The sequence below is a fragment of the candidate division KSB1 bacterium genome (assembly GCA_034506255.1).
In the GTDB taxonomy this organism is placed as follows: domain Bacteria; phylum Zhuqueibacterota; class Zhuqueibacteria; order Zhuqueibacterales; family Zhuqueibacteraceae; genus Coneutiohabitans; species Coneutiohabitans thermophilus.
On the sequence record JAPDPX010000017.1, the window covers coordinates 23,249 to 42,519 of the forward strand.

At 60.7% G+C, this 19,271-nt stretch carries 16 protein-coding genes; 7 read left to right on the forward strand and 9 right to left on the reverse strand.

Going from position 1 to position 19,271, the window contains the following annotated elements; translation table 11 throughout:
* Positions 1-2,255: 2,255 nt before the first annotated feature.
* From ONB52_21920 to ONB52_21950, 7 genes are all read right to left on the reverse strand, one after another.
* The gene (locus tag ONB52_21920; GenBank protein ID MDZ7418791.1) at positions 2,256-2,717 is read right to left on the reverse strand and encodes a hypothetical protein; all 462 of its coding nucleotides are present in this window, start codon (positions 2,715-2,717) and stop codon (positions 2,256-2,258) included.
* Positions 2,717-4,735 carry a hypothetical protein gene (locus ONB52_21925; GenBank protein ID MDZ7418792.1) on the reverse strand — a complete coding sequence of 673 codons (2,019 nt, stop codon included), beginning with the start codon at positions 4,733-4,735 and terminating at the stop codon, positions 2,717-2,719. The genes ONB52_21920 and ONB52_21925 overlap by 1 nt, the downstream gene beginning before the upstream one ends.
* Entirely contained in the window at positions 4,728-5,420 is a 693-nt protein-coding gene (locus ONB52_21930) for a hypothetical protein (protein MDZ7418793.1), read from the reverse strand. The genes ONB52_21925 and ONB52_21930 overlap by 8 nt, the downstream gene beginning before the upstream one ends.
* On the reverse strand, positions 5,421-6,146 hold the full coding sequence (locus ONB52_21935) for a hypothetical protein (protein MDZ7418794.1): 726 nt from the start codon (positions 6,144-6,146) through the stop codon (positions 5,421-5,423).
* A gap of 222 nt (positions 6,147-6,368) precedes the next feature.
* Entirely contained in the window at positions 6,369-6,641 is a 273-nt protein-coding gene (locus ONB52_21940) for a hypothetical protein (GenBank protein ID MDZ7418795.1), read from the reverse strand.
* Positions 6,638-8,026, reverse strand: coding sequence for a terminase family protein (locus tag ONB52_21945; protein ID MDZ7418796.1), 1,389 nt, complete (start codon positions 8,024-8,026; stop codon positions 6,638-6,640). Before ONB52_21945 ends, ONB52_21940 begins: the two co-directional genes overlap by 4 nt.
* 19 nt (positions 8,027-8,045) lie before the next feature.
* A complete protein-coding gene (locus tag ONB52_21950) occupies positions 8,046-8,363 on the reverse strand; it encodes a hypothetical protein (protein ID MDZ7418797.1) in 318 nt (105 codons plus the stop codon).
* Positions 8,364-9,369: 1,006 nt separating this feature from the next.
* Here ONB52_21950 and ONB52_21955 point away from each other — a divergent pair.
* The 3 genes from ONB52_21955 to ONB52_21965 all read left to right on the forward strand — a co-directional run bounded on the left by ONB52_21955 (position 9,370) and on the right by ONB52_21965 (position 11,035).
* The gene (locus ONB52_21955) at positions 9,370-10,002 is read left to right on the forward strand and encodes a hypothetical protein (protein MDZ7418798.1); all 633 of its coding nucleotides are present in this window, start codon (positions 9,370-9,372) and stop codon (positions 10,000-10,002) included.
* Positions 9,999-10,229 (forward strand): hypothetical protein, encoded by a 231-nt coding sequence (locus ONB52_21960; GenBank protein MDZ7418799.1) that lies wholly within the window; start codon positions 9,999-10,001, stop codon positions 10,227-10,229. The genes ONB52_21955 and ONB52_21960 overlap by 4 nt, the downstream gene beginning before the upstream one ends.
* A 179-nt stretch (positions 10,230-10,408) precedes the next feature.
* Positions 10,409-11,035 carry a hypothetical protein gene (locus ONB52_21965; GenBank protein ID MDZ7418800.1) on the forward strand — a complete coding sequence of 209 codons (627 nt, stop codon included), beginning with the start codon at positions 10,409-10,411 and terminating at the stop codon, positions 11,033-11,035.
* 1,030 nt (positions 11,036-12,065) lie between these two features.
* Here ONB52_21965 and ONB52_21970 read toward each other — a convergent pair.
* Together ONB52_21970 and ONB52_21975 are read right to left on the reverse strand one after the other, a co-directional pair.
* Positions 12,066-12,575, reverse strand: coding sequence for a Dam family site-specific DNA-(adenine-N6)-methyltransferase (locus tag ONB52_21970; protein MDZ7418801.1), 510 nt, complete (start codon positions 12,573-12,575; stop codon positions 12,066-12,068).
* Between the two features lie 5 nt (positions 12,576-12,580).
* Complete coding sequence (locus ONB52_21975; protein ID MDZ7418802.1) at positions 12,581-12,928, reverse strand: DNA adenine methylase; 348 nt, start codon at positions 12,926-12,928, stop codon at positions 12,581-12,583.
* Positions 12,929-14,960: 2,032 nt separating this feature from the next.
* On the opposite strand from ONB52_21975, the gene ONB52_21980 reads away from it, so the two are divergent.
* The 4 genes from ONB52_21980 (at position 14,961) to ONB52_21995 (ending at position 19,185) form a co-directional block, all read left to right on the forward strand.
* Positions 14,961-15,905, forward strand: coding sequence for a hypothetical protein (locus tag ONB52_21980; GenBank protein ID MDZ7418803.1), 945 nt, complete (start codon positions 14,961-14,963; stop codon positions 15,903-15,905).
* Between the two features lie 1,041 nt (positions 15,906-16,946).
* The gene (locus ONB52_21985) at positions 16,947-17,342 is read left to right on the forward strand and encodes a JAB domain-containing protein (GenBank protein ID MDZ7418804.1); all 396 of its coding nucleotides are present in this window, start codon (positions 16,947-16,949) and stop codon (positions 17,340-17,342) included.
* A 396-nt stretch (positions 17,343-17,738) separates the two neighbouring features.
* Positions 17,739-18,170 (forward strand): hypothetical protein, encoded by a 432-nt coding sequence (locus tag ONB52_21990; GenBank protein ID MDZ7418805.1) that lies wholly within the window; start codon positions 17,739-17,741, stop codon positions 18,168-18,170.
* Positions 18,171-18,879: 709 nt separating this feature from the next.
* Positions 18,880-19,185, forward strand: coding sequence for a hypothetical protein (locus tag ONB52_21995; GenBank protein MDZ7418806.1), 306 nt, complete (start codon positions 18,880-18,882; stop codon positions 19,183-19,185).
* The last annotated feature ends 86 nt before the right edge of the window (positions 19,186-19,271 follow it).

A 19,271-nucleotide genomic window follows, 5' to 3' on the forward strand; every position in this document is an offset into this window, starting at 1 on the left:
CGTCACCGCGCCGGCAAAGGTATAGGAGCCGGGGAATGTGCCCGTCGTAACATCGCTCGCTGCGTGCGTGTGAGCTGGTAGATCACTCGCGAGTAGACCACCCTCGACCCAGGATCCGGCCCCATTGCCTCGCAAGAATCCTGTCCCACTGGGCCCGAACGCAGCCCATGTATTAGCCGCGCTCGCACGCAAGATTGTGCCCGCAGCGAATGACGTAAGCCCAGTCCCCCCATGCACAGCCTGTACCGGGATACTGAGCGAGATCGTGCGATCCGCAGTGAGATTGCCCCCACCAGTGAGCCCAGTCCCTGCACTGATCACCCGATCCGCCCGGACCGCATGGTCAGTGGCCGTAGCTTGGGCCCCGAGAGTGAGCCCCCTAGAGAGAACCACGTTGCCGCTCGCCCCGACAGACAGCACTGTCTCCAGTGTCGAGAAATCTCCAGCTGTCGCTGTGTTGCGCTGTAGAGACCAGACATCACCGTTACCATCCAAGATCGTTCTCCACAACCCAGCAGGCAAAGTGAGCACTGTGGCCCTGTACCTGTAGGTCGCTAGATCGCCGGCCTGCAAGGTAAGCGTTGCACTGGTCGTGCCTTGGACAGTGATTGATATAGCGCTCCAAGTACCACTCCCACCCGGGAGCTGCGACCAGGCAAGGCTGCCACTAAGGTCGGAGAACGCTAGCTGAGCCGATGCCCAGGCCGAGCCAGTGGAACGGACCACTTGCCCAGCCGCTCCTGGTGACAGGAAGTTTACAGCACTGGTTCCGCTGCCGACCAGCAAGGCGTTGGCTGTGAGCGAGGTCCGTCCAGTGCCACCGAGGCTCACCGTCACAGGGACGACAAGGGAGATCGTGCGATCCGCTGTGAGGTTTCCACCACCGGTTAGTCCCGTACCGGTGTTAATAGCCCGATCGGCTCGGACAGCATGGGTGGTAGCAGTGGCCTGGGCCCCGAGGGTAAGTGCTCCCCAATCCTCGATACCTAGACGCTCAGCGTAGGCGGCTGTACCAACCCTGGACTGAAAGACGAAGCGCGAAGCACCGGCTGTGTTGCTCACCGAGGTGTAGAAGCGCCAATCCACTGTGCGCTGGTTCGTCCCGTCATAAGCTCGACCGGTCAGTAGAACGGTGTCGCTATGACGGGTACCTGCGGTCGCAAGAGGATTGGACGTCAGCCGTACTACATCGGCCTGTGCCCCGTCACGGATGATCTGGAGATAGGGATCTACGCCCTCAAGCACCAACGATGTAAATGTCGCACCCTGACCGAAGGTCACTGGACCAACAAAGGTGTAAGAATCAGGGAACGTGCCACCCGTGATCTGGCTCGCAGGATGCGTATGGCTCGGTAGGTCGCTCCCCAATATGTCGCCTTCGATCCACGATCCCGCACCATCACCTCGGAGGAAACCTGTCCCCGCTGGACCAAACGCTGCCCAGGTGTTGGCTGCGGAAGAGCGAAGTATCTTACCAGATGCGAAACTGGTTAGCCCTGTTCCTCCGTGGATAGCCTGTACTGGTACAGAGAGCGCGATCGTGCGATCCGCCGCCAGGTTACCACCGCCAGTGAGGCCAGTACCGGTGGAGACCATACGGTCGGCTCGGACCGCGTGGTCAGTGGTGGTGGCTTGAGCTCCCAGGCTTAGTTGGCCGGAGTCACTGAGGCTGAGAAGCCAGCTCGAGATCGCACTATTCCACACACCAAAGGCGCGGGATTCGGTGGCTTTTCTCGTCCAGATTATGCCCGACGGCAGTAGCAGTTGATCCTGGTTTGCCGCCAGGGTTACCCCCTGCGAGAAGGTGTACGCCCCCGAAAAGGTACCACTTGTAATGTCGTCAGCAGGGTGAGTGTGACTGGGGAGTGCCTGGCTGTTGGGCACGTAGAGGACCCGCCAGTCTTCGACTTTTGCTATCCTCCCCTCCACCACAGTGACCTTAGCCATTGGTAGCTTCGAGGCGCTGAAGCCCACCTGGTTCGAGCTAACGACACCGCTGCCGTCGCGTTCGACGAAACTAACTCCGTCGGGCAGAGTGATCGCCCCGTCTGGCACTCTCGTATAGCTCGTTCCGAAGACAACACCCCCTTTGTAGGCGTACCGGTTGCCGGAGCTGCGCTGCGGGTCGTAAGCCCACTGCTCCACGCTGTAGGCATCCAGCTGGCGAGCTAATCGGCCGACGATGAGGTCTTGTGGTCTGCTGTCCAGGCCAACGCCAGGGAGGGGTAGCCCTTTCTCGGTATTAGCAGTAAACGTCATGGTACTGGCGTCCTAGTCTCCTGTACCACTGCGTGCTCGACCTCCACACCCTCAAGTATAATTGTCCCAGAGGTTGACACAAGTTGGGCTTTGACTTTCAAGGCAAACCACGTGCCCCGCAGTGCAAACCGTGCGCGTTCAGCCCCGCCGCTCACCAGTGGCCGGGACAGTCCTATCTCATACGTAGCAGCTTCCTGTCTGGTGGGGAAGTCGAACGAGATAGCCTGTTCGGTGTACTCTGTCCCGTCGACGATAGGGGTTAACCAGATCGTCCCCTGTCCCTCGAGGGTGGCCACGAGGTACACAGCGGTGAACACAGCCTCGCCGCCGGCTCCCGCGGGGGCAAGTGGTGTGCTCTGGAGTCGGGCAACGACAGCCTGGCCGTCGTCAGTCGCGCCCTCATCGACGCGGTAGATCTTGGGCGCGTCAAACCCACCAGCGAGGACGATGGTAGCCATCAGGTACAGACATCGCAGAGGTCGACTGGTCTAGGTGGCGCGTATTCTGAGTAATCAGCAACATTGTACTGGACCAACTTGTGCCGCACTCGCACGCTGTAGGACCGGATCGTCCCACCGCAGGTCGCCCCGTAGGAAACCGGCGCCTGCGTGTTACCGGCTGGCACGGTAACCTTAAGCGAGTAATCCGTGCCAGCCGGGTAGTTATCCTCGACCTCTGTTTCGGCGGCCGAGTCACCGGCTGTCCACTCAGCGAGATAAGCACACTCGGTCACGGCGCTTACCATGAAGTCCGTGGGCTTGTTCGGTCCGGTGTACTGGTTTTTACTCTGTTCAGCGGAATCAATATCGCGGCGGTGGAGTACAGAGTAGGTGTAGAGTGTCTCCCCGGCAATCGTTGTGTCGTCGTAGGTGTACGTACCGCCCTGATGCTGAGCTGCCGTCACGGTGGCGATCGTGACATTACTTCTCTTTATCACGACATCGACGTCACTGTGCGCCGGTGTGAAGGTAACGCGTACCCGTTCGGAGTTAGCGCTGGTGCGCTGCCACTGTGTGCTATCGAATGTAGGCGCCTTCAGGTTCGTAGTACCGCTGCCCTTGCTTTGGGTTGGCCAGAGGGAGGGGTCGGGGTTCTCGTAGCCCGCAGTGTAGTACGGGCCTCTCCTGTAGCGGATCGCGATGTTATGTGTCCTACCAGCGGCGAGCTCAGGGATATCGGTGGACTGTGTGGTCCCGCTGGGGTTGAGCGTTTTAGCCAGGAACCACGAGCCGCCGCTGGGCTGGAGGTGGATTTCTATGATCTCGTCTCCTAGGGCGGAGTTGTTCGTCCAGTTCACTGTGAGGACGTCGGTAGTTCCGCTCTTTCCCGTACCGCTGACGGCGGTAGCATAGGCTGTCGGAGGGCCGCCGCTCCCGACTTCGACTGTCCGTATCGTGGCGGCTGTAGAGATGCTAAACGGGAACTCGGAATACGACCACCTTGGTATCCCGCCCCACAGGCTCAGCGTGTAGACCCGCCGCTCGAAGATGAAGAGTATGGTCTGTCTGTCGGGCAGGTAGACAGCGACACCCCGGGCTGGTGCCCCTTCGGCCACGAGGTCGGCTGGGGGAGGTGCTTTGAGCTCGAGTGGCCAGGCCAGGTCGACTGAGGGTCCACCGTTGGTGGTTCTAGGCCCAGCGTGTGACCAGAAGTAGACGGTACCAGCCAGTGATACCGCCAGCCTTGACCCGCTGAGACCGTAGAACGGGTCCCCGAGGCTTAGTGAGAAGGTGAACTGGTCGTAGCCCGTGATGTCGTAGGTCGACGTTGCCTTGAGCACTACCAGCCGGCCGGGGCCTGGTAGGGCGTTCATGACGGGGTCGGTTCGCAGCCCAACAATGAAGTAGTGGTCAGGATCGAAGCTCGTGGGCTCGCCCGGTTGCGAGACGCGCAGTACCTCTGGTCTATCGGGGTCCGAGCCCGTGCCGAAGCCCCAGCCGACGAGGTACTGGAGGTATGACGCGACACCGCGAAAACGCACAGCTTCTGCTGTACCGTCGCGGTTGAGGTCGGCTGAAAGGTAGTTGATTGGTGTAGCGCTGAGCGGATCGTAGTAGATCGTCTGCAGGCGGTTACCGGCGCTAGGTTCCTCGTGGGCGATAAAAAGCTTTCTTCCTATTTCGGTCGCCAGGAGCCTAGGGGGTGTTACAGCACCCGCCGGCAGTGTACCCCAGGACCCTATGAGCTGCGGTGACGCGCCATCAATCGCCGCTCTGTAGAGCAGCAACGCGCGATCGCTTTCCCTGTAGGCCACGACGATGGTAGCGGCCTCTGTGCGCATCTCGTGGATCAGTACGATTCTGTCTGGTGGAGAGGCACCGCTTATTGTCGAAGCGAGAGTTAGCCCGTTGCGGAGTTGTATCTTGTCCTTCACGAAGTAGACATTCCTCAGGTCGCGCGGGGCTTCGCCTGTAAGATGCCCGCTAGCGCGGTCGATCCCTGCTGCGAAGATCAGTCTGACGCGGCTCCTAGCCATTCGGGTTCAGCGGCCGCAGGTAGCTCCCGCCGGCGGAGCTCGGGAAGAACTCGTTGACTCTAACTGCCGCGTCGAAAGCAGTAAGCAATCTAGCTTCGTCCTCGTCGAGGTACTTGAGTGCTAACTCGCCGCCGGATCTAGCCGCGTCAGTGTAGTACTTTGTGAGAATAAACTTTGCCAGGTCTACGACCAACAGTTCTTCGTAGGGTTCGGGAATAGTGACTTCTGAGTTGTAGCCAACTGGCGTAGGTGGAGCCAGTGCGCTCGAGATCTCAACGCTACCGACACCCGAAAGGTCGGTTTTGTACCCTACGAGTTTTCGTTCCACCTGCTGGTGGAAGGCACGTGGCGCCAGATGTACGGCCCCGCTCTCCCTGGGGTCGATTAGGGTAACCTGTCTACCTGGTGGGTAGGGTGAGCTTCCCGGATCGGCAATCGAGACATAGAACACACCGATAGCCCGGGGAAAGCCGGTCCCGTAGTCTGCGATTCCAGCGGCATTGACGGGGACGATAGCTGTGCTCCAGTAGAACGCAGGGTTCAGCCCTGCCGCTCTGGCGAATAGGAAACGTTCACGGCTAATGAGGCGCTGGAACAGCGGGTCGGTGGCTATCGGGCCCTGGGCTGATACGAGGCTCCCCGCCCGCACCATTGCGGCGTTGATGATGTCTTCAACTTTCCGCATTTAGCCTTGGCCACGGCCAGCGCCGGGGGCGACAAACGGTAGCAGTGGTAGCAGGCTAGTTGTGTTGATCCTCCAGACATGGGCGAACCGACGCCGTTCGTTGACGGTCTCGTGTTGGAGGAACCCTATGTACAGCTCTAGCCACCGATCGCGGTCCCTCTCGAGTTTTGGCAACTCCTCCATTCGCCCATCTTTATGCGCGAGGTACATCGCCACCTCAAGGACAAGTAGCTCGTTGAACTGTTCAGGCCAGGAGGCATCCAGTTGCGAGTCGAGGTTGGCTGGATCCGTTGGCCGTTTACTGTAGAAAAACCGTATCGGCCCTCCAGTTGGATCGCCGCTCCTACCGGCTCCGTAGAACATCTGGCCGAAGCGGTAAACACTAGGCAACAGCGGTTCTGCGTTCCTGTCGTCAAAGGGAATGACGACGATCTCGGTGCCGTCAGCCCATGTACCCCCTGTGGTGCCGTTGGTACCAGCGATCCACTCGAGACGGAAAACGGCTTCAGCGTCGGTGGGTCTAGGCCAACCGCTCGTAGCGAATGTGACGTTGGCGATCTTGCCGAAAAACAGTGGGTTGACGCGAGCGGCAACCGCGTAGAGGCCGCGATGGGCGCGGATTACTGTCTGCAAGAGCTCGCCTGTCTCCGTAGCTAAGGTGCCAGGCCTGTTCTTGACGCTCTTTGCGTAAGCGGCCTCGAGGATGTCCCGAACGGTGGTTGCCATGTTACTTCCTCCTTCTTACGCGTCTGCGGCGGGCCAGGTCACCGGAGACGAGCCGTCTACCTAGAACGAGAGCGCTTACGACCGAACGGTCGGCTTTACCCTGCTTACGCAGCTCAGCGAGCTTCCTGTCGATCGCCGCAGCGGTGACCTTCTCGCCTTTCCTCAACCGAAGGATCCGGCGTAGACGGCCGGGTCGCTTGATCGCATCCTTAATGAACCTACTCACACTACGTCCTCCCCGCGTAGCATCTTGATCGCGTCCTGGCGCGCTTGTTCTGGCGTTAAATCTACGCCTAAAGCCGCCGCCCGCGCAAGCAGCGCCTCGGTTGCCCTCTTGACGGTACTCTCCTTCAGTGGAAGGTTGGGTTCGTAGTCGGGTAGGGGTTTACGGACTGGTTTCTCGCCCACGGTCTCGATGTACCGACCGTACCAGACGGCGGCTGCTGTCCAGCCGACTGCTGCTATGACTACGGCTAAGATGAGTGCAAGTATCACGTTACGGCCACCTCCGTTATGGGCTTAGGTTTTGAAGGGCTGTGAACTCTGAGCTTTTCCAGCTCAGTAAGGATGGCTTCCTTGCTAAAGGCATCAAACTCGCTGGTATCCTCTGGTTCCTTCGGGGTTGGTGGTCTGGAGGCCACGGCGTACCTCAGAGCGTCGTAGCCGTCGTCGCCGGGTTCTCCGCTTTCGACGTTAGCGTTTCTCTTAAGCGCATCCTCGGGGTCGTCAGGGTCGAGCACCATGGTCTCCAGCTCCTCGAAGAGCCGAAGCACACCCTCTGTGCGCATGAACAGTAGGTCTGGTTCGCCGTCCCTGTCACCAGCCTTTCTGCGCCAGGCTAGGGCTTTCCTCAGTAGGTTGAGCCCTTGTTTTCTGTCCTGATTAGCCTGGGTCAAAAAGAGGCCATAGGGAACGAACTGCTCGGCTATGGTTGGTGTATCCTCACCACGCGCCTTGATCTGCGCCCAGCAGTCCCTGCCAGCTGCAATGTGACCCAACCTTTCGACCGGTACCTTGCTCTTTATCCTCTGGGCTATCTCCCAGGGAAGCTGGCGCTGACCCCAGACCGCATCGACCACATAAAGCGTACCTGAAGGGGAACTGGCCAACCAGACAAAACACCACGGATGAGCATAACCCCAGTCGAATCCGCCAAAATGGCACCAGTGATCGGGAACATCAAACGGAGTCACAAGATGTACCGAGCGGTCGAGTTCAGAAAGAGCCAACCCACTACCAGCGGACCAGTCCCCCTCCAGTAACTGCTTTCTCAATATCTCGGGTAAGCTCCGAAGCTGATTGATATAAGCCGGGTTTCTCCTCAGTAGCGTTGGGTTGTCGGTCACCTTGGCTGGGATAAACCGCCTGGGTAGCCCGGTCTCTGGATCCCAGTAAACACGCCGCCCAAAGTCGGTCGCATCAACAAAACGCCGCTTCAGCCAAGCGTGACCAGCACCACCAGGGTTCGCACTAGCCCGCATCATCGGTATCAGGTCAGCAGCCTTAGGCCGACAACGACCCATCAGAAAAAGCCAAATCCGATGATCAGCTATATCCCCAATCTCGTCAAAAGCAATGTAGGTGTACTCCTGCCCCCGGTACCGAACCACATCGGCAAACCTACTACAGTAACCAAACTCATAAGAAGCCCCAGAAGGAAAAACCCACCGCTTCTGCTCCTCATGCCACTTAGCACCCAACTTCGGAAAAGTCTGCTGCGCACGATCCATAAGATCCCGTAGCTCGGGAAAGGTCTGCCTCAAAAGCAAAGCCCGATAATCGGGATGATGAACCTGCCTCAAACCACCATACAACAAAGCATCCGACTTGCCACCACCAGCAGCCCCACCATAAAGCACCTCGAACTCGCGAGCAGCCACAAAAGCCGCCTGCGGCCCATCATGAGGACGCCACAGTACCTTCCGAGCCACTCGACAACTCCCGCCCACCTACCGGAGGATCAAGCGGCGGTAACTCCACCACCGCTACATGCACATCAGCTGAACGCCGTAACCCACCAGTCAACTCAGCTATCACCTCCAAACTCTGCCGAGCCTCAGCAATCGCCTTCAACGCCACCACAGGCTTGTCCTTAACCACATCCTCCAAAATGTCCAACGTCCGCCGATACAAAGCCACTAACTCAGCCAAAAGATTCTTAACCCCCAACTCCTGTAAATCAATCTGCGCAGCATAACGCAAAACACGATCACCCAAATGCCGCAACCTGTGCTCAACCACCACAGCCCGCCTCAAACCATACCGCACCGCCACTACACCAGGCCTCTCCCCAAGCACCAAGTCCCGCTCAATTAAAGTGCGCGAAGGATGAAGACAAATAGCACACCGCTCCATAAACCGGAAACTAACAGCAAACCCAAAAACAAACAAGAAACCCCTTGCACAACAAAGACAAAACAACTACCTTCAACAACAACCGACCGGGATAACTCTCACCTCGACCCTCCTTGTGACCACAACCCGGCGGTTAAAGGGCAAGGGCGCAAAGCCTTGCCCTTTTTACACTTAAGCCCTGTGTATACATACCACGACCACCCAAAACACCGGGGGACCCCACAAAATTGGGGACCAACCAGACCCAAAAACCTGGAACGAACCGCGCGGACGGAGACCCGTTCCACGGTGGACCCCACACCCTGGGTCCCCCCCCATTTGGTCCCCCCCCCGGCCCCCCGGCGCCCGGACCGGCGCCACCCGGACCCGGACCCGGGAGCGCGGCGCCCGGGAGCGCGGCGCCCGGACCCGGGAGCGCGGAGCAGAAGGAAGCCTGGACCCCGGAAACCCGGACCCGGACCGGACCCCGGCGCCCGGCGCCCGGCGCCCGGCGCCCGGACCGGCGCCACCCGGACCCGGACCCGGGAGCGCGGCGCCCGGGAGCGCGGCGCCACCCGGACGCCCGGACCAGAAGGAAGCCCGGACCGGCGCCACCCGGCGCCCCGGACCGGCGCCCGGGAGCCCAGCCCCTCTTGACAAACGGAGTATTGATGTATATAATCGCTTAAAAAGGAGGGTCAATGTCGCACGAACAACAATGGCAGGCAGTCGCCTGGCAGGGCCAGGACCATCACCGCGTACTCCTCTTCCAGGGTACGCGGCAAGAGGTGCTGGAGTGGCTCGCCGGACTTCTCGAGCAGAGAGAGCCCGTTCTGCTCTCTCTGCTTGTCTTTCGTCCTCTTATTTCTCCCCAGCAGCAGGAGGTACCATGGAAATAGAAAAACTAGAACTGGAGGTATGGCAAGCGTGGATCGACACAAGGGCGGTGTCGCTCCAGAGAGCTGCCGCCCGCATCGCGTGCGGGTGTCGTCTCTGTGGTGGCACGCAGACGGAACATCGCGCGCCGCAACGTCTCCTGGTCGTCGACGGCGACCAGGTGGCGCTGGATGATGGCACCCTCCGGATCGGGAGGGGGTGGCTCTCGTACACTGTGCGGCAGGACGCCCCACTCCACACCGACCTACTATGGTGGCTCGGTGTCGGTGTAGGAGACGACAGTAGTATCGCTGCATACGCCATACTGCTGTATGACGGAACCACGCTCGTGCCGGACTTCCCTGTGAGCCGCGTGAGTAGGGATTGGCTCTGGCACGGCAAGCCGGCTCGGGCGTTTGTGCGAGCGGACGTTGCCCGGGCAGGGGCCAACCTGCGGTACCTCCTGGACGGGCGAGCGTGGCTCGTCGGGAGGGGTGTCTGTCGTGGCCACGTCGTCGTGGACGACCACGTGGCGGCGGACACATTCCAGTTGTGCGCCATCGACGCGTCGTACAACAGGGTCGCCCGCGACGTGGCAGAGCGCTACCAGATTCCCGTTCTTACTTCGTCAGGAGGGTTGCGATGAATCACCACCAGCTCGCCCGCGAGGCGAGCGTCGAGGCTCGTGAGCTGGCGTACCTACGAGAAAAGTACCAACAAATCCGTGAGGCTGCGCAGGAACTGCTCGCTGCCCTCTCGGCTTCCCGTGAGGGCAAGTATGGTCCGTTTTATTTTTCGCCGCAGCTAGCCGAAGCCGAGCGTCGCCTGGCTAGGCTTCTGGACAAGGTCTCAATGTTCACCGAGTGGCGGTGAACGGTTCCAAGTACGGCCCCAGCAAGGAGGTTACCATGGAGGAACTCGACTACCTCTACCGGTGTGGGCCTACCGACCCACGCACGGGTGATTGGCGGTGGTTTACCGACTCGCGAGAGGCGGTTACGTGCCGGTGCGCCGGGTGCGACGGCACGTGCCACCACGCTAAGGAGGTTACCATGTCTGACTATCTGCTCGGGGTCCCCGAGCTGCCCGACTGGCACGAGGTCGGCGCATGGGTCGAGCGCCGACCGCTGGCGCTCGTGCACGCGGTAGCCGAGCGGTTGGGCTACCGCGGCGACGGCGACCAGCTGCGGTTGAAGCTCGACGTTGGTGGCCACACCGTCACCCTCCGCGACGGTGTGGCCTATGTCGGCACCGACTGGCTGGAGGGGTGGCTAGACGACCAGGTCTACGTCCGCCACTACTTCCGCCACTGGCTGCGCTGGTACCGCCGGATCCGCCGCTGGGTCGAGCGGTCCCGGCACCCCGAGGGTGGCATCGTGGCCTACACGGTCGCCCGTGTGGTAGACGGGCGCGTCTACTGCATGCACACGGGTAGGCGGTGGGTAGGTGGCGTGATCCACCCGGTGTACGCAGTACTACCCCGGCGTGGGGCCATCCGGCTGGTCGAGCTGTGGCGGGCGCGGCCGTGGCACCATCGCGTGCCACTAGGTATCTGCCGGGTCCGGTGCGCTGGGGTCGGGACCACGTGGGAGACGTGGGATGACCCCGCCTGGGACGGCCCCTGGGGGGTCATCACAGCACCCCATGGGGAGCTGGTTGCCGTAGAAAGGATGGTGTGACGAGACCACCGACCCTTCACTAACTAACGTAAGGAGGCACAATGTGTGAACTAGGAAACATCGTACAAATCGTCATCGCGGAACCCGAACCGGAAGTACTGGTTCCCGAACCTGAGCCTATCCCGGCGCCTGAACCCGTCCCGCCGGTACCCGAGCCTGTACCAGAGCCGGAACCGGCTCCCGTCGCAGAGGAGGAGGTCTGTGTATGACCCCGACCCCAGAAATCGTTCGCCAGAAGGGCCCCGTCTGGGGTTACAAAGCCCTGGACCTGCGGCGTCGAGCCCACCGCTGGTGTTTCGTCTCGCCATACCGGGGCAACACATGGGATGGGCCTGTCATGCTAGGCAGTGGCAGCCATCCTGTGTACGCGACCCAGGAGCCCGCACTCGCGTGGCAGTACGGTGGTGACTGTCTGCTGCGTGTCAGGTGTTATGGGCGTGTCGAAATCGACCGTAAGGGCCTGATTGGAGCCGAGACCGTCGTGCTCGACCGGCTCGAGGGGCTGAGTGAGGACATCCCGATCACCGAGGAAGACCTCCGGGAGGTGGCTAGGCGATACGAGATCGACGTCGCTGAATCTGTCCTGCCGTCCTGCCTACCGCCCCACATCGCGGTATGGCAGGAGTTTCTCAGGTGCCGCAACAAGCGGGCTGCTGCCCGGCTGCGCGCGCGGCTACGGAGGATGCTGGGCGCTGCTACAACAGGCTGCCCACGGTACTTCCGCGTCGTGGAGGGCACCGGACTCTACACCCGGGGTGAAGCCGGCGGCTGGTACACACGGGGCGGGAGCCCCATATACCACCCGACTGCGTATGCGCAGGTCGGGTGGTCGAACATGGAGTACCGGCGGGACACCCGGGTGATCTACGTCGGAGTGGCGCGGCTACAGGAGCTGGTCACCCAAGAGCGGTGGCTCGCTAAAGCATTATTGCGCCGCGCTAGAGGGGGCGGAGAATCCTAGCACTCCGCCTCAGAGGCTCTCCCCCCGGCTCCGCCCCGAGTCCGTCCCGCGCCATCTGGAAGTCCGACGTCATCGGTTGGAGATCACCAGTTCCTCTACGGGGCCGCGTCCTGCGCCATTGCGGTTGATTGGTCGGGGCGCCCGCACGACTGTCAAGCGGAATCCGGCGTACAGGCTCCGAGTATAGGCAGTATCACTGTTGGAGACGACCACGTGACAACCCATTGCGTCCAACTTCCTCACGACCTCGGCCAGACGGCGATGTTCCTCTGCGCCGAAGCCTGCCTGGCCCGATGCGGTCACCGCATAGCCTGTGAAGCCAGAGGATTCCGTGTAATAAGGTGGGTCGAAGTATATGAGGTGGTCCTTCCCAGCGTGATCTAGTACCGCGCTGAAGTCCATCGCTAGCAAGACCGCCCCTTGGAGGGCTTCACTCGCCGCCCGTAGCACCCTCTCCTCGCAGATACGCGGATTTTTGTAGGACCCCATCGGAACATTGAACCGTCCCTGTGTATTGACTCGATACAGACCGTTATAACACGTCTTGTTCAGATAGATAATCCGCGCCGCCCGCTGCAAGGTGCTCAGCGTCGCTGGATCACACCCCGTGTTGCGTAGTAATACCGCTTGCTGTGTTCACGTTCGTGCTGTCGCAGTAGAGGTAGCAGCTCGTCTACACGGTCGCGGACAATGGTGAAACAGTTGATCAGTTCAGCATTGGAATCCATCAACGTCGCTGGAAACGCGCCCCGCGTCCGGCGCAAGTGGAAAAAGACGGCCCCACTGCCGAGAAATGGCTCGTGATAGTGGACGATTCGTTCCGGGAAAAACGGTTCCAGTTGCTGGAGAAGTCGGTTCTTCCCGCCCGCCCACTTCAGAAACCGCCTGGCGGGGAGGGGTCGCACGCCGCTCGGGGTCGCCCACTCAGCCATTTGCGCGCCCTACTTTAGCAGTCCCCGGCACCTCAATCTTTCCACACCTCTCGAGTTCCCCTAACCCCAGTCCGGCGGCTCATCGGGCCCTGGCTCGGGGTCCGGTAGGTCCGGCTCCGTCTCCTCAGCCTCGGCCGGTGGAGGCGGCCCACCAGGGCGGGGAGAAAGCGGCACCAGCATGGTGGCCGTGATCCACGCCCGTCCTCCCGGGCCGTAGCCGATCCAGCCCTCGACGTACAGGCGGGCGCCCTTGCGGACGACACGCTGGGCCCAGCTGACCAGTGGTGGCCAGACGATGATCTGGTGCCACTGGCTTTTCCGGCGGTACTGGGTAGCCAGCGAGAACCGGACGGCTTGTCCTTTGGCTGCTGGCTGAGGCGGTCCGCCGGCGTAGCCGGCGAGGGTGACCCGGTTGAGCATTCTGAAAAAAAGCTAGCGCCGTTGGGGGGTGGTGGGGAAGGGTTGGAGATCTGTTTATATAGGAGATTAGATTATTGGGGATAGGAGATTATTCTCTCTCTCTGGGAAGTAATATAAATATTGAGATATTATAGGCCGTTATGCAGTCGTGTTCTGGAATCTTAGGGTTTTATGCAGTGTTTGCGGGTGGCTTTTTGTGCTATGTATCTCACCTAGTGGTGTTTGGGCATCTTTAAGTGAAGTGCTACATTAGGCCGTATTTTTGCATAAAGATACAGTCTCCAGGACCCCCCTTGACAACTAAGTGGTCTTGTGGTAGTGTTGAGGCGGTGGGCCAACACCTGGCGGGCTAGCCACCTGCCGTGGTGTGGGGCGCGGCACCGGGGGTGGCACCCAGTAGTCCGGTGCCGAGCGGAGAGTCGGGGCTCCGCCCACCTTTTCATTTTCCTCGTCGCAAGGAGGGTTCTGATGAAAGACGAAGGAGGCGGCACCCGGGTGTGGCGTGGGGTAGCGTGGATCGGGTGGGGGTGTGAACCGATGGTGCGGTTCCAGGTCACCGCACTGTCGGAAGACGAAGCGCAGGAGAAGGCGCTGGACATGTTTGAGCACCTTCTTCGGCCTGGCGAACCTGTAGTTATGTCGCTAGAAGAGGTGACCCAAGACCCGGTGGGCTAGCCTCCCAAGGAGGGTTCTTTAGATGGAGACCTGTGTTTGGCTTCTCGGGGCGCCCGACCCCGAGATGGCCCTCATTGAGCGCCTGCTCCGCTCGCTCGGGGAGCAGGTCCTAGTGGCTACATGCCAAGGCCGTCGAGTATCACCTGCCAGTGCCTACCGGGCGCAGCCGCCCGACGCTGGTGGCGTCCTCTATCTCGTTGAGTGCGATTGTGTACCGGCCTACCCGGGGCCGGTGGTCCGAGTTGACCACCACCGCCCCGGTGACCCAGGCTACGGCCAGTCGCCTGAACGCTTCCTCCAGGCGAGCTCGCTGGGCCAGGTCCTCCTGCTCACCCGGGAACACCCAGGCTTCTGGGCGCCCGACGCTTGGTGGCTCGGCGGGCGGCCGATCCGAGCAACCAGCGAGGAGCCACTCCAACTCCGCCATGACGGGTGGGGCATCCTACACCCGTCAGGGGACACGGTGCGCCTGGCGCAAGAGATAGTCTTCGGCGCGGCCGCTGACCACTGTCTGGGCGCGGCGTATAGGGGCCTGTGCCCCGGTGTCGATCCCGAGGCGCTGATGCGCTGGCGGGTCGAGACCAGGGCACAGTTTCAGGGCCGTTCCGCAGACGAGCTGCTCGCCCTTGTGCAGCAGGCTCGTCGCGAGCTGCGCACCGCCCCCGTCATAGAGCTTGAACCTGGGGTCTATGCCCGCGACCTGCGGGGGCGGCAGGTGCCTGAGCTACCCGAGGCCTCGGCACGCGAGGGCGTCTGCTTTGTCGCAGACGGCCTCCCAGACGAGAGCGGAAGAGTGAAGGTCGTCTGTCAATCCGGCACGCCCCAACAGATCCGAGCCTTTCTGCGGACCTGGGGGCCAGCTACCGGCCTTGTAGACATCTACGGCGACCCCGAACGAGGGTTCGCCGGTGGGTATCTCACTTCATAAGGAGGAACCATGCTAATCGACCAGCTACGCTGGGTAGAAAGCCGCGGGGAAGCACACCCTGCGGTGCGCGAATGGATCACAGCCAATAGCCGCACCGGCATGTCGGGCTGCGTGTACGGTCCGACGTTGGCGGGCAACGAGGTATGGCACATGACCATGGGCGGCAACGTCTACCTCTGGGCACCCCTGCTCGCCGCAGAAGGGCAAGGGGAACCCTTGAGCCGGGAGGAACTATTAAGCCTTTCAGACGCCCAGCGTGTCTGGATGGCGCTCCAGCTCCGCCTAGCCCTCGGCGCCGACGAGCAGAGTATCCCCGACGTCCTGCTCGCCGGTGGGTACCCGCTCTGGCGGACCTTCGTGGCGGAGATCCACTGCTACCTCTGGGAGGGGGTCCTGTACTGGCGCCCCTCATGGCCCGAAGTGCCGCGACTGTTAGTCCGGCACCAGGACCAAAAGGTCGAGTTTCCTATGCCCCGGGTCAGTGCCCGGCGCATCGCCGTGCAGCGCGACGAGCGCGGCATCAGCGCCTGGTTCCGCAACCGGAGGGACCAGATCGTTGCTCTGGTCGCCCAACCCGCCCAGCGGGGTGTTGTCATCTACTGGTGCCCCCAGCTTGATGTCAACCAAGACGTCAGGGCTGTACGTGGGGCAGAGTTCTTCGAGGGCCACCGGCACCGCGACGCTGTGGTGCGGGTGCCGAGCAACACCTATAGCCTAGCCGTCTGGCTCGAACAACTGGCATATCAGCGGCTAGGCGACGTGATGTGGGTGCAGCCCGATGAGGTCGAGTCCTATAACCTCACCGCGGCTCCGCCGGAGGCGTTCGCCAAGATCCAGAAGCTCGAGGTAGGGAGCGCAGGTACGGTCTACTACCACCCCGAACACGGTATTCTTGTTGCCTCGCGCGGGGCTGTTGCAGCCGCCGTGCCCTACGTGGTGCGGGGCCACGACTAAGCAAACAAAACCAGCGGGAGGAGGACACAGGATGCAGTACAGGCCGACACTAAGAGAGTGGCAGTCGTGGCTGGTCTACGCCGCGCCGTATTGGCTGGTCGACATCCTACTCCACTGGCACCCGCAACACCAGGTCCGCCCACCGACATGGGGCCGGGGCCGGGTAGTTAGAGGCACCACCCTCCAACCTGGCCCCGATGGAACAATCCTCGTCGGTAGCGAGTGGCTGAAGCGCCTAGTGGAACAGGACGTATGGTTAGCAGTCGGACTGCACTGGTGGCTAGGGCGGCGGAGGAACAGGTCTCGTAAAACCGAAACGGCAGAGGCGTACGTACCACTACGGGTCCGGGACGATGGCGGGTTAACCTCACACTTCACCCGCCAACAGTGGAAAGGCCGCCTCGTGCGTGCACACCCTGTCTACGCGTTCCAACATCACCAAGATTGCTACAGCGCAGCGCACATGTGGTATATGATGACGAACCGCGAGGAAGCGGTGGTAGCAATCTGCCAAGTACGCTGCAGCGGACACGTGGTGAGCTGGCAAGACAGACTAGCCGCTGACCAACTAGAACTGGTCCGGATCGAAGCGGTCCTCGGGGGGTACGGCGACGCCCTAGACCTCCTACGACAACGTTACCAGGTCCCAGTCTGTGAGCCGCCAGATGAAAAGAGGCGGGAGAAGAAAGTCGAGAGCAGCAACCAGATGGAGAACAATACAATGCCCAAGCTGTCGTGGCTAGGGGGTGGTCTCCCGCTATACTTTCACCGGGGACGACTTTCTTGGACCAGGGGAGTGCGACTGCTGTCAAGGTGGCGGAATTCTCTTCGTTGTCCCGAGCGACCACGTCTTCGTCTACCCCGGCGGGCCAGCTAGGGGAAAGTGGCCAGGCGTGTATGGGACGGTGAGTCAAAGACAAAAGAAAGGGGTACACCATGAAAACGCGCAAGAGAACGAAGTCGAGAGCAGGCAAGGTCGATCGGATGCCTAGGTGCCTACCACGATTAGAGGTGGTCCAGATCAGCGAGCCGGCAGAGCCAATGAATCGGGAGCCGATCAAGCGCCCGAAGCAGGTATTTCAGCTTGTGCGCAATCTGTTGGGGCGGGCAGATAGAGAGTACTTCGTGGTCATCCCCCTGGACTCGTGGCGGCGTCCCTTGGGACTGCATGTTGCGCATGTTGGGACGCTCAATGAGTGCGAGGTCCACCCACGGGAAGTGTTCAAGGTCGCTATGCTAGTGAATGCCGCCAGTGTTGTGCTGGCGCACAACCACACGTCAGGTACTGCAAAGCCTAGTACAGGCGACGTAGCCGCGACAGAGCGGCTCTCTGAGGCTGGCAATTTGCTTGGCATTCCTGTGGTCGAGCACATCATCGTGCATGGGAAGTCATATGTTTCACTACGACAGTTGTTCGGGAATGGCCATGATCTGTGAGCTACCACCGGATGTCAAGCCTTGGCTAGAAACCGTAAAGAGAGACACCCCACACCTAGGGTGGTGTGCCCCTTGACAAGTAAAGCCAAGGTGTTTATCGTCTCAAGATAGGAGGGTCTCTTGTCAACCCCCAAGAAGAGGCCTATGGATGGCGTGAATGATAATCATTCACCGCTGATGAGGGCGCTACAGCGCCTGAGGGAGCACATCCTAGACGCCGCTTTCTACGCTGAGTCGGGAGATTGCCACGACCCGCGCTGCCAGCGTCTCATTGCGGCCGGCGCGGCGACTAAAGCCCTACAAGAGCTAGACAACCTGCTCCTAAAGCTTGTCCAACCCCCGCCACAGGCCGGAGGGGACGTATGATGGCGGTAACCAAAATGTAGGGGGACACCAATGAGTACAGAGACACTAGAGAGCGAACTAGCGAAACTGTTCGGTCTGCGCGCAGCGCTCAAAGAACTCGAACAGGAAAGAGCAGAACTCGAAACAGATTTCCGCCGGGCCCACAGCGCGCTCTACGAGGCTCTGGCTGCACTAGAGAAGCAGGTCGAGGAACAAGACGCCAAAGTCCGCGGCCTAGCACTCGACTGCTACCGCGAGACAGGTAAACACCAGCCGGTTAACGGCGTCACCATCCGGAAAGAAATAGGATGCGAGTATGACGAAACCCAGGCAATCAAGTGGTGCGCCGAACACCCAGATATGCTCCCCCTATTGCAGCTGCGACGGAGCCAGTTCGAGCAGGTAGCCCGGCGGCTACAGCTAGATTTCGTCAAACTCAAAGAAGTACTCAAGGTTTTTATCACCAAGGGCAATGGACGATGAGCAAACGAACCATAGAAGTAGCGGTCGCTATCCTATGGTGTATCGCGTGGATCTTGTTCCTGGCCTTGGGGCGGTTGTTATGATGCTGAAGACAATCAGAGATGTGGGCATCATAGCTACCTTGGCGATCGCTATGGGCCTCGGTGTTACTGCCACCCTGTGGCTAGTATACCGCCTGGTTCCCGGTGCACCAGAACCCAACCCTCTGGCACGAGCACTAGCCGACACACGGCGGGAACTAGCCGACAGACAAAGCAAACTCCGACTGCTAGAGGACTCAGTGAACGTACTCGAACGCAAGCTCATGATACAAGAAGTGCTCGCGAGTAGTAGTGCCAAGTTATGCAGCGCGACAGTAGAACTCGTCCGCCTGAGGCAACGCAGATGAATACCTGGCAGGAGTTGTGGGCGGTGGCCGGAATGAGAGTCACCGAGACACACCGAATTCTGCACGTCACAGGCGGCGAGGTGGTCGTCATAGCGCGCTCACCCACCGAGAAAGACGCTGGGCTAAAAAGCGCGCCCGTTTTCCGCCCATCAGCTGGGACCAGCTTAGGACTCACAGAGACCTACAACGACTGGGCAAAACACTACAACGCTTGTGCTACCTGTAGGGCAGGAGATTGGTACGAACCAGAGGCGCCGTGCGAGAAAGGAGCTCGATTGTTTCGGCGCTGGGTCAATCTTGCAGCGGAAGGAGGATCCAAACGTGGAAAACAAGAATAAACAGCAACAGTGGGCTGAGCTAGACGAACGCTACGGCAGCGTTCTAGCGATAGCCTACTACCGTCTCCGACAGTTCCTGGACGTGCTACCAGCGTCGGTGCTCACAGCAGCCGCCGCCACACTGCTCATCGAAACATCGCGGATGGGACTGCGCGCGTACCCAGGCTTAGCGCGCCAGCTATGGGAGCGGATCGGTCAGCCCAAACAAGAAGGGATTGAAACCCCAGAGCTCGCCACGGAAACCGATGACACAACATCAGACGAAACGGTTATCGTAGACTTACCATAGCCTGCGGCTCGGGTCCGTACCCGTGGGGCACCCACCAGCCTTATGGCTCTAGCGTTCCCTGGCCCGGAGCTCCGCGTCGCGCTTCA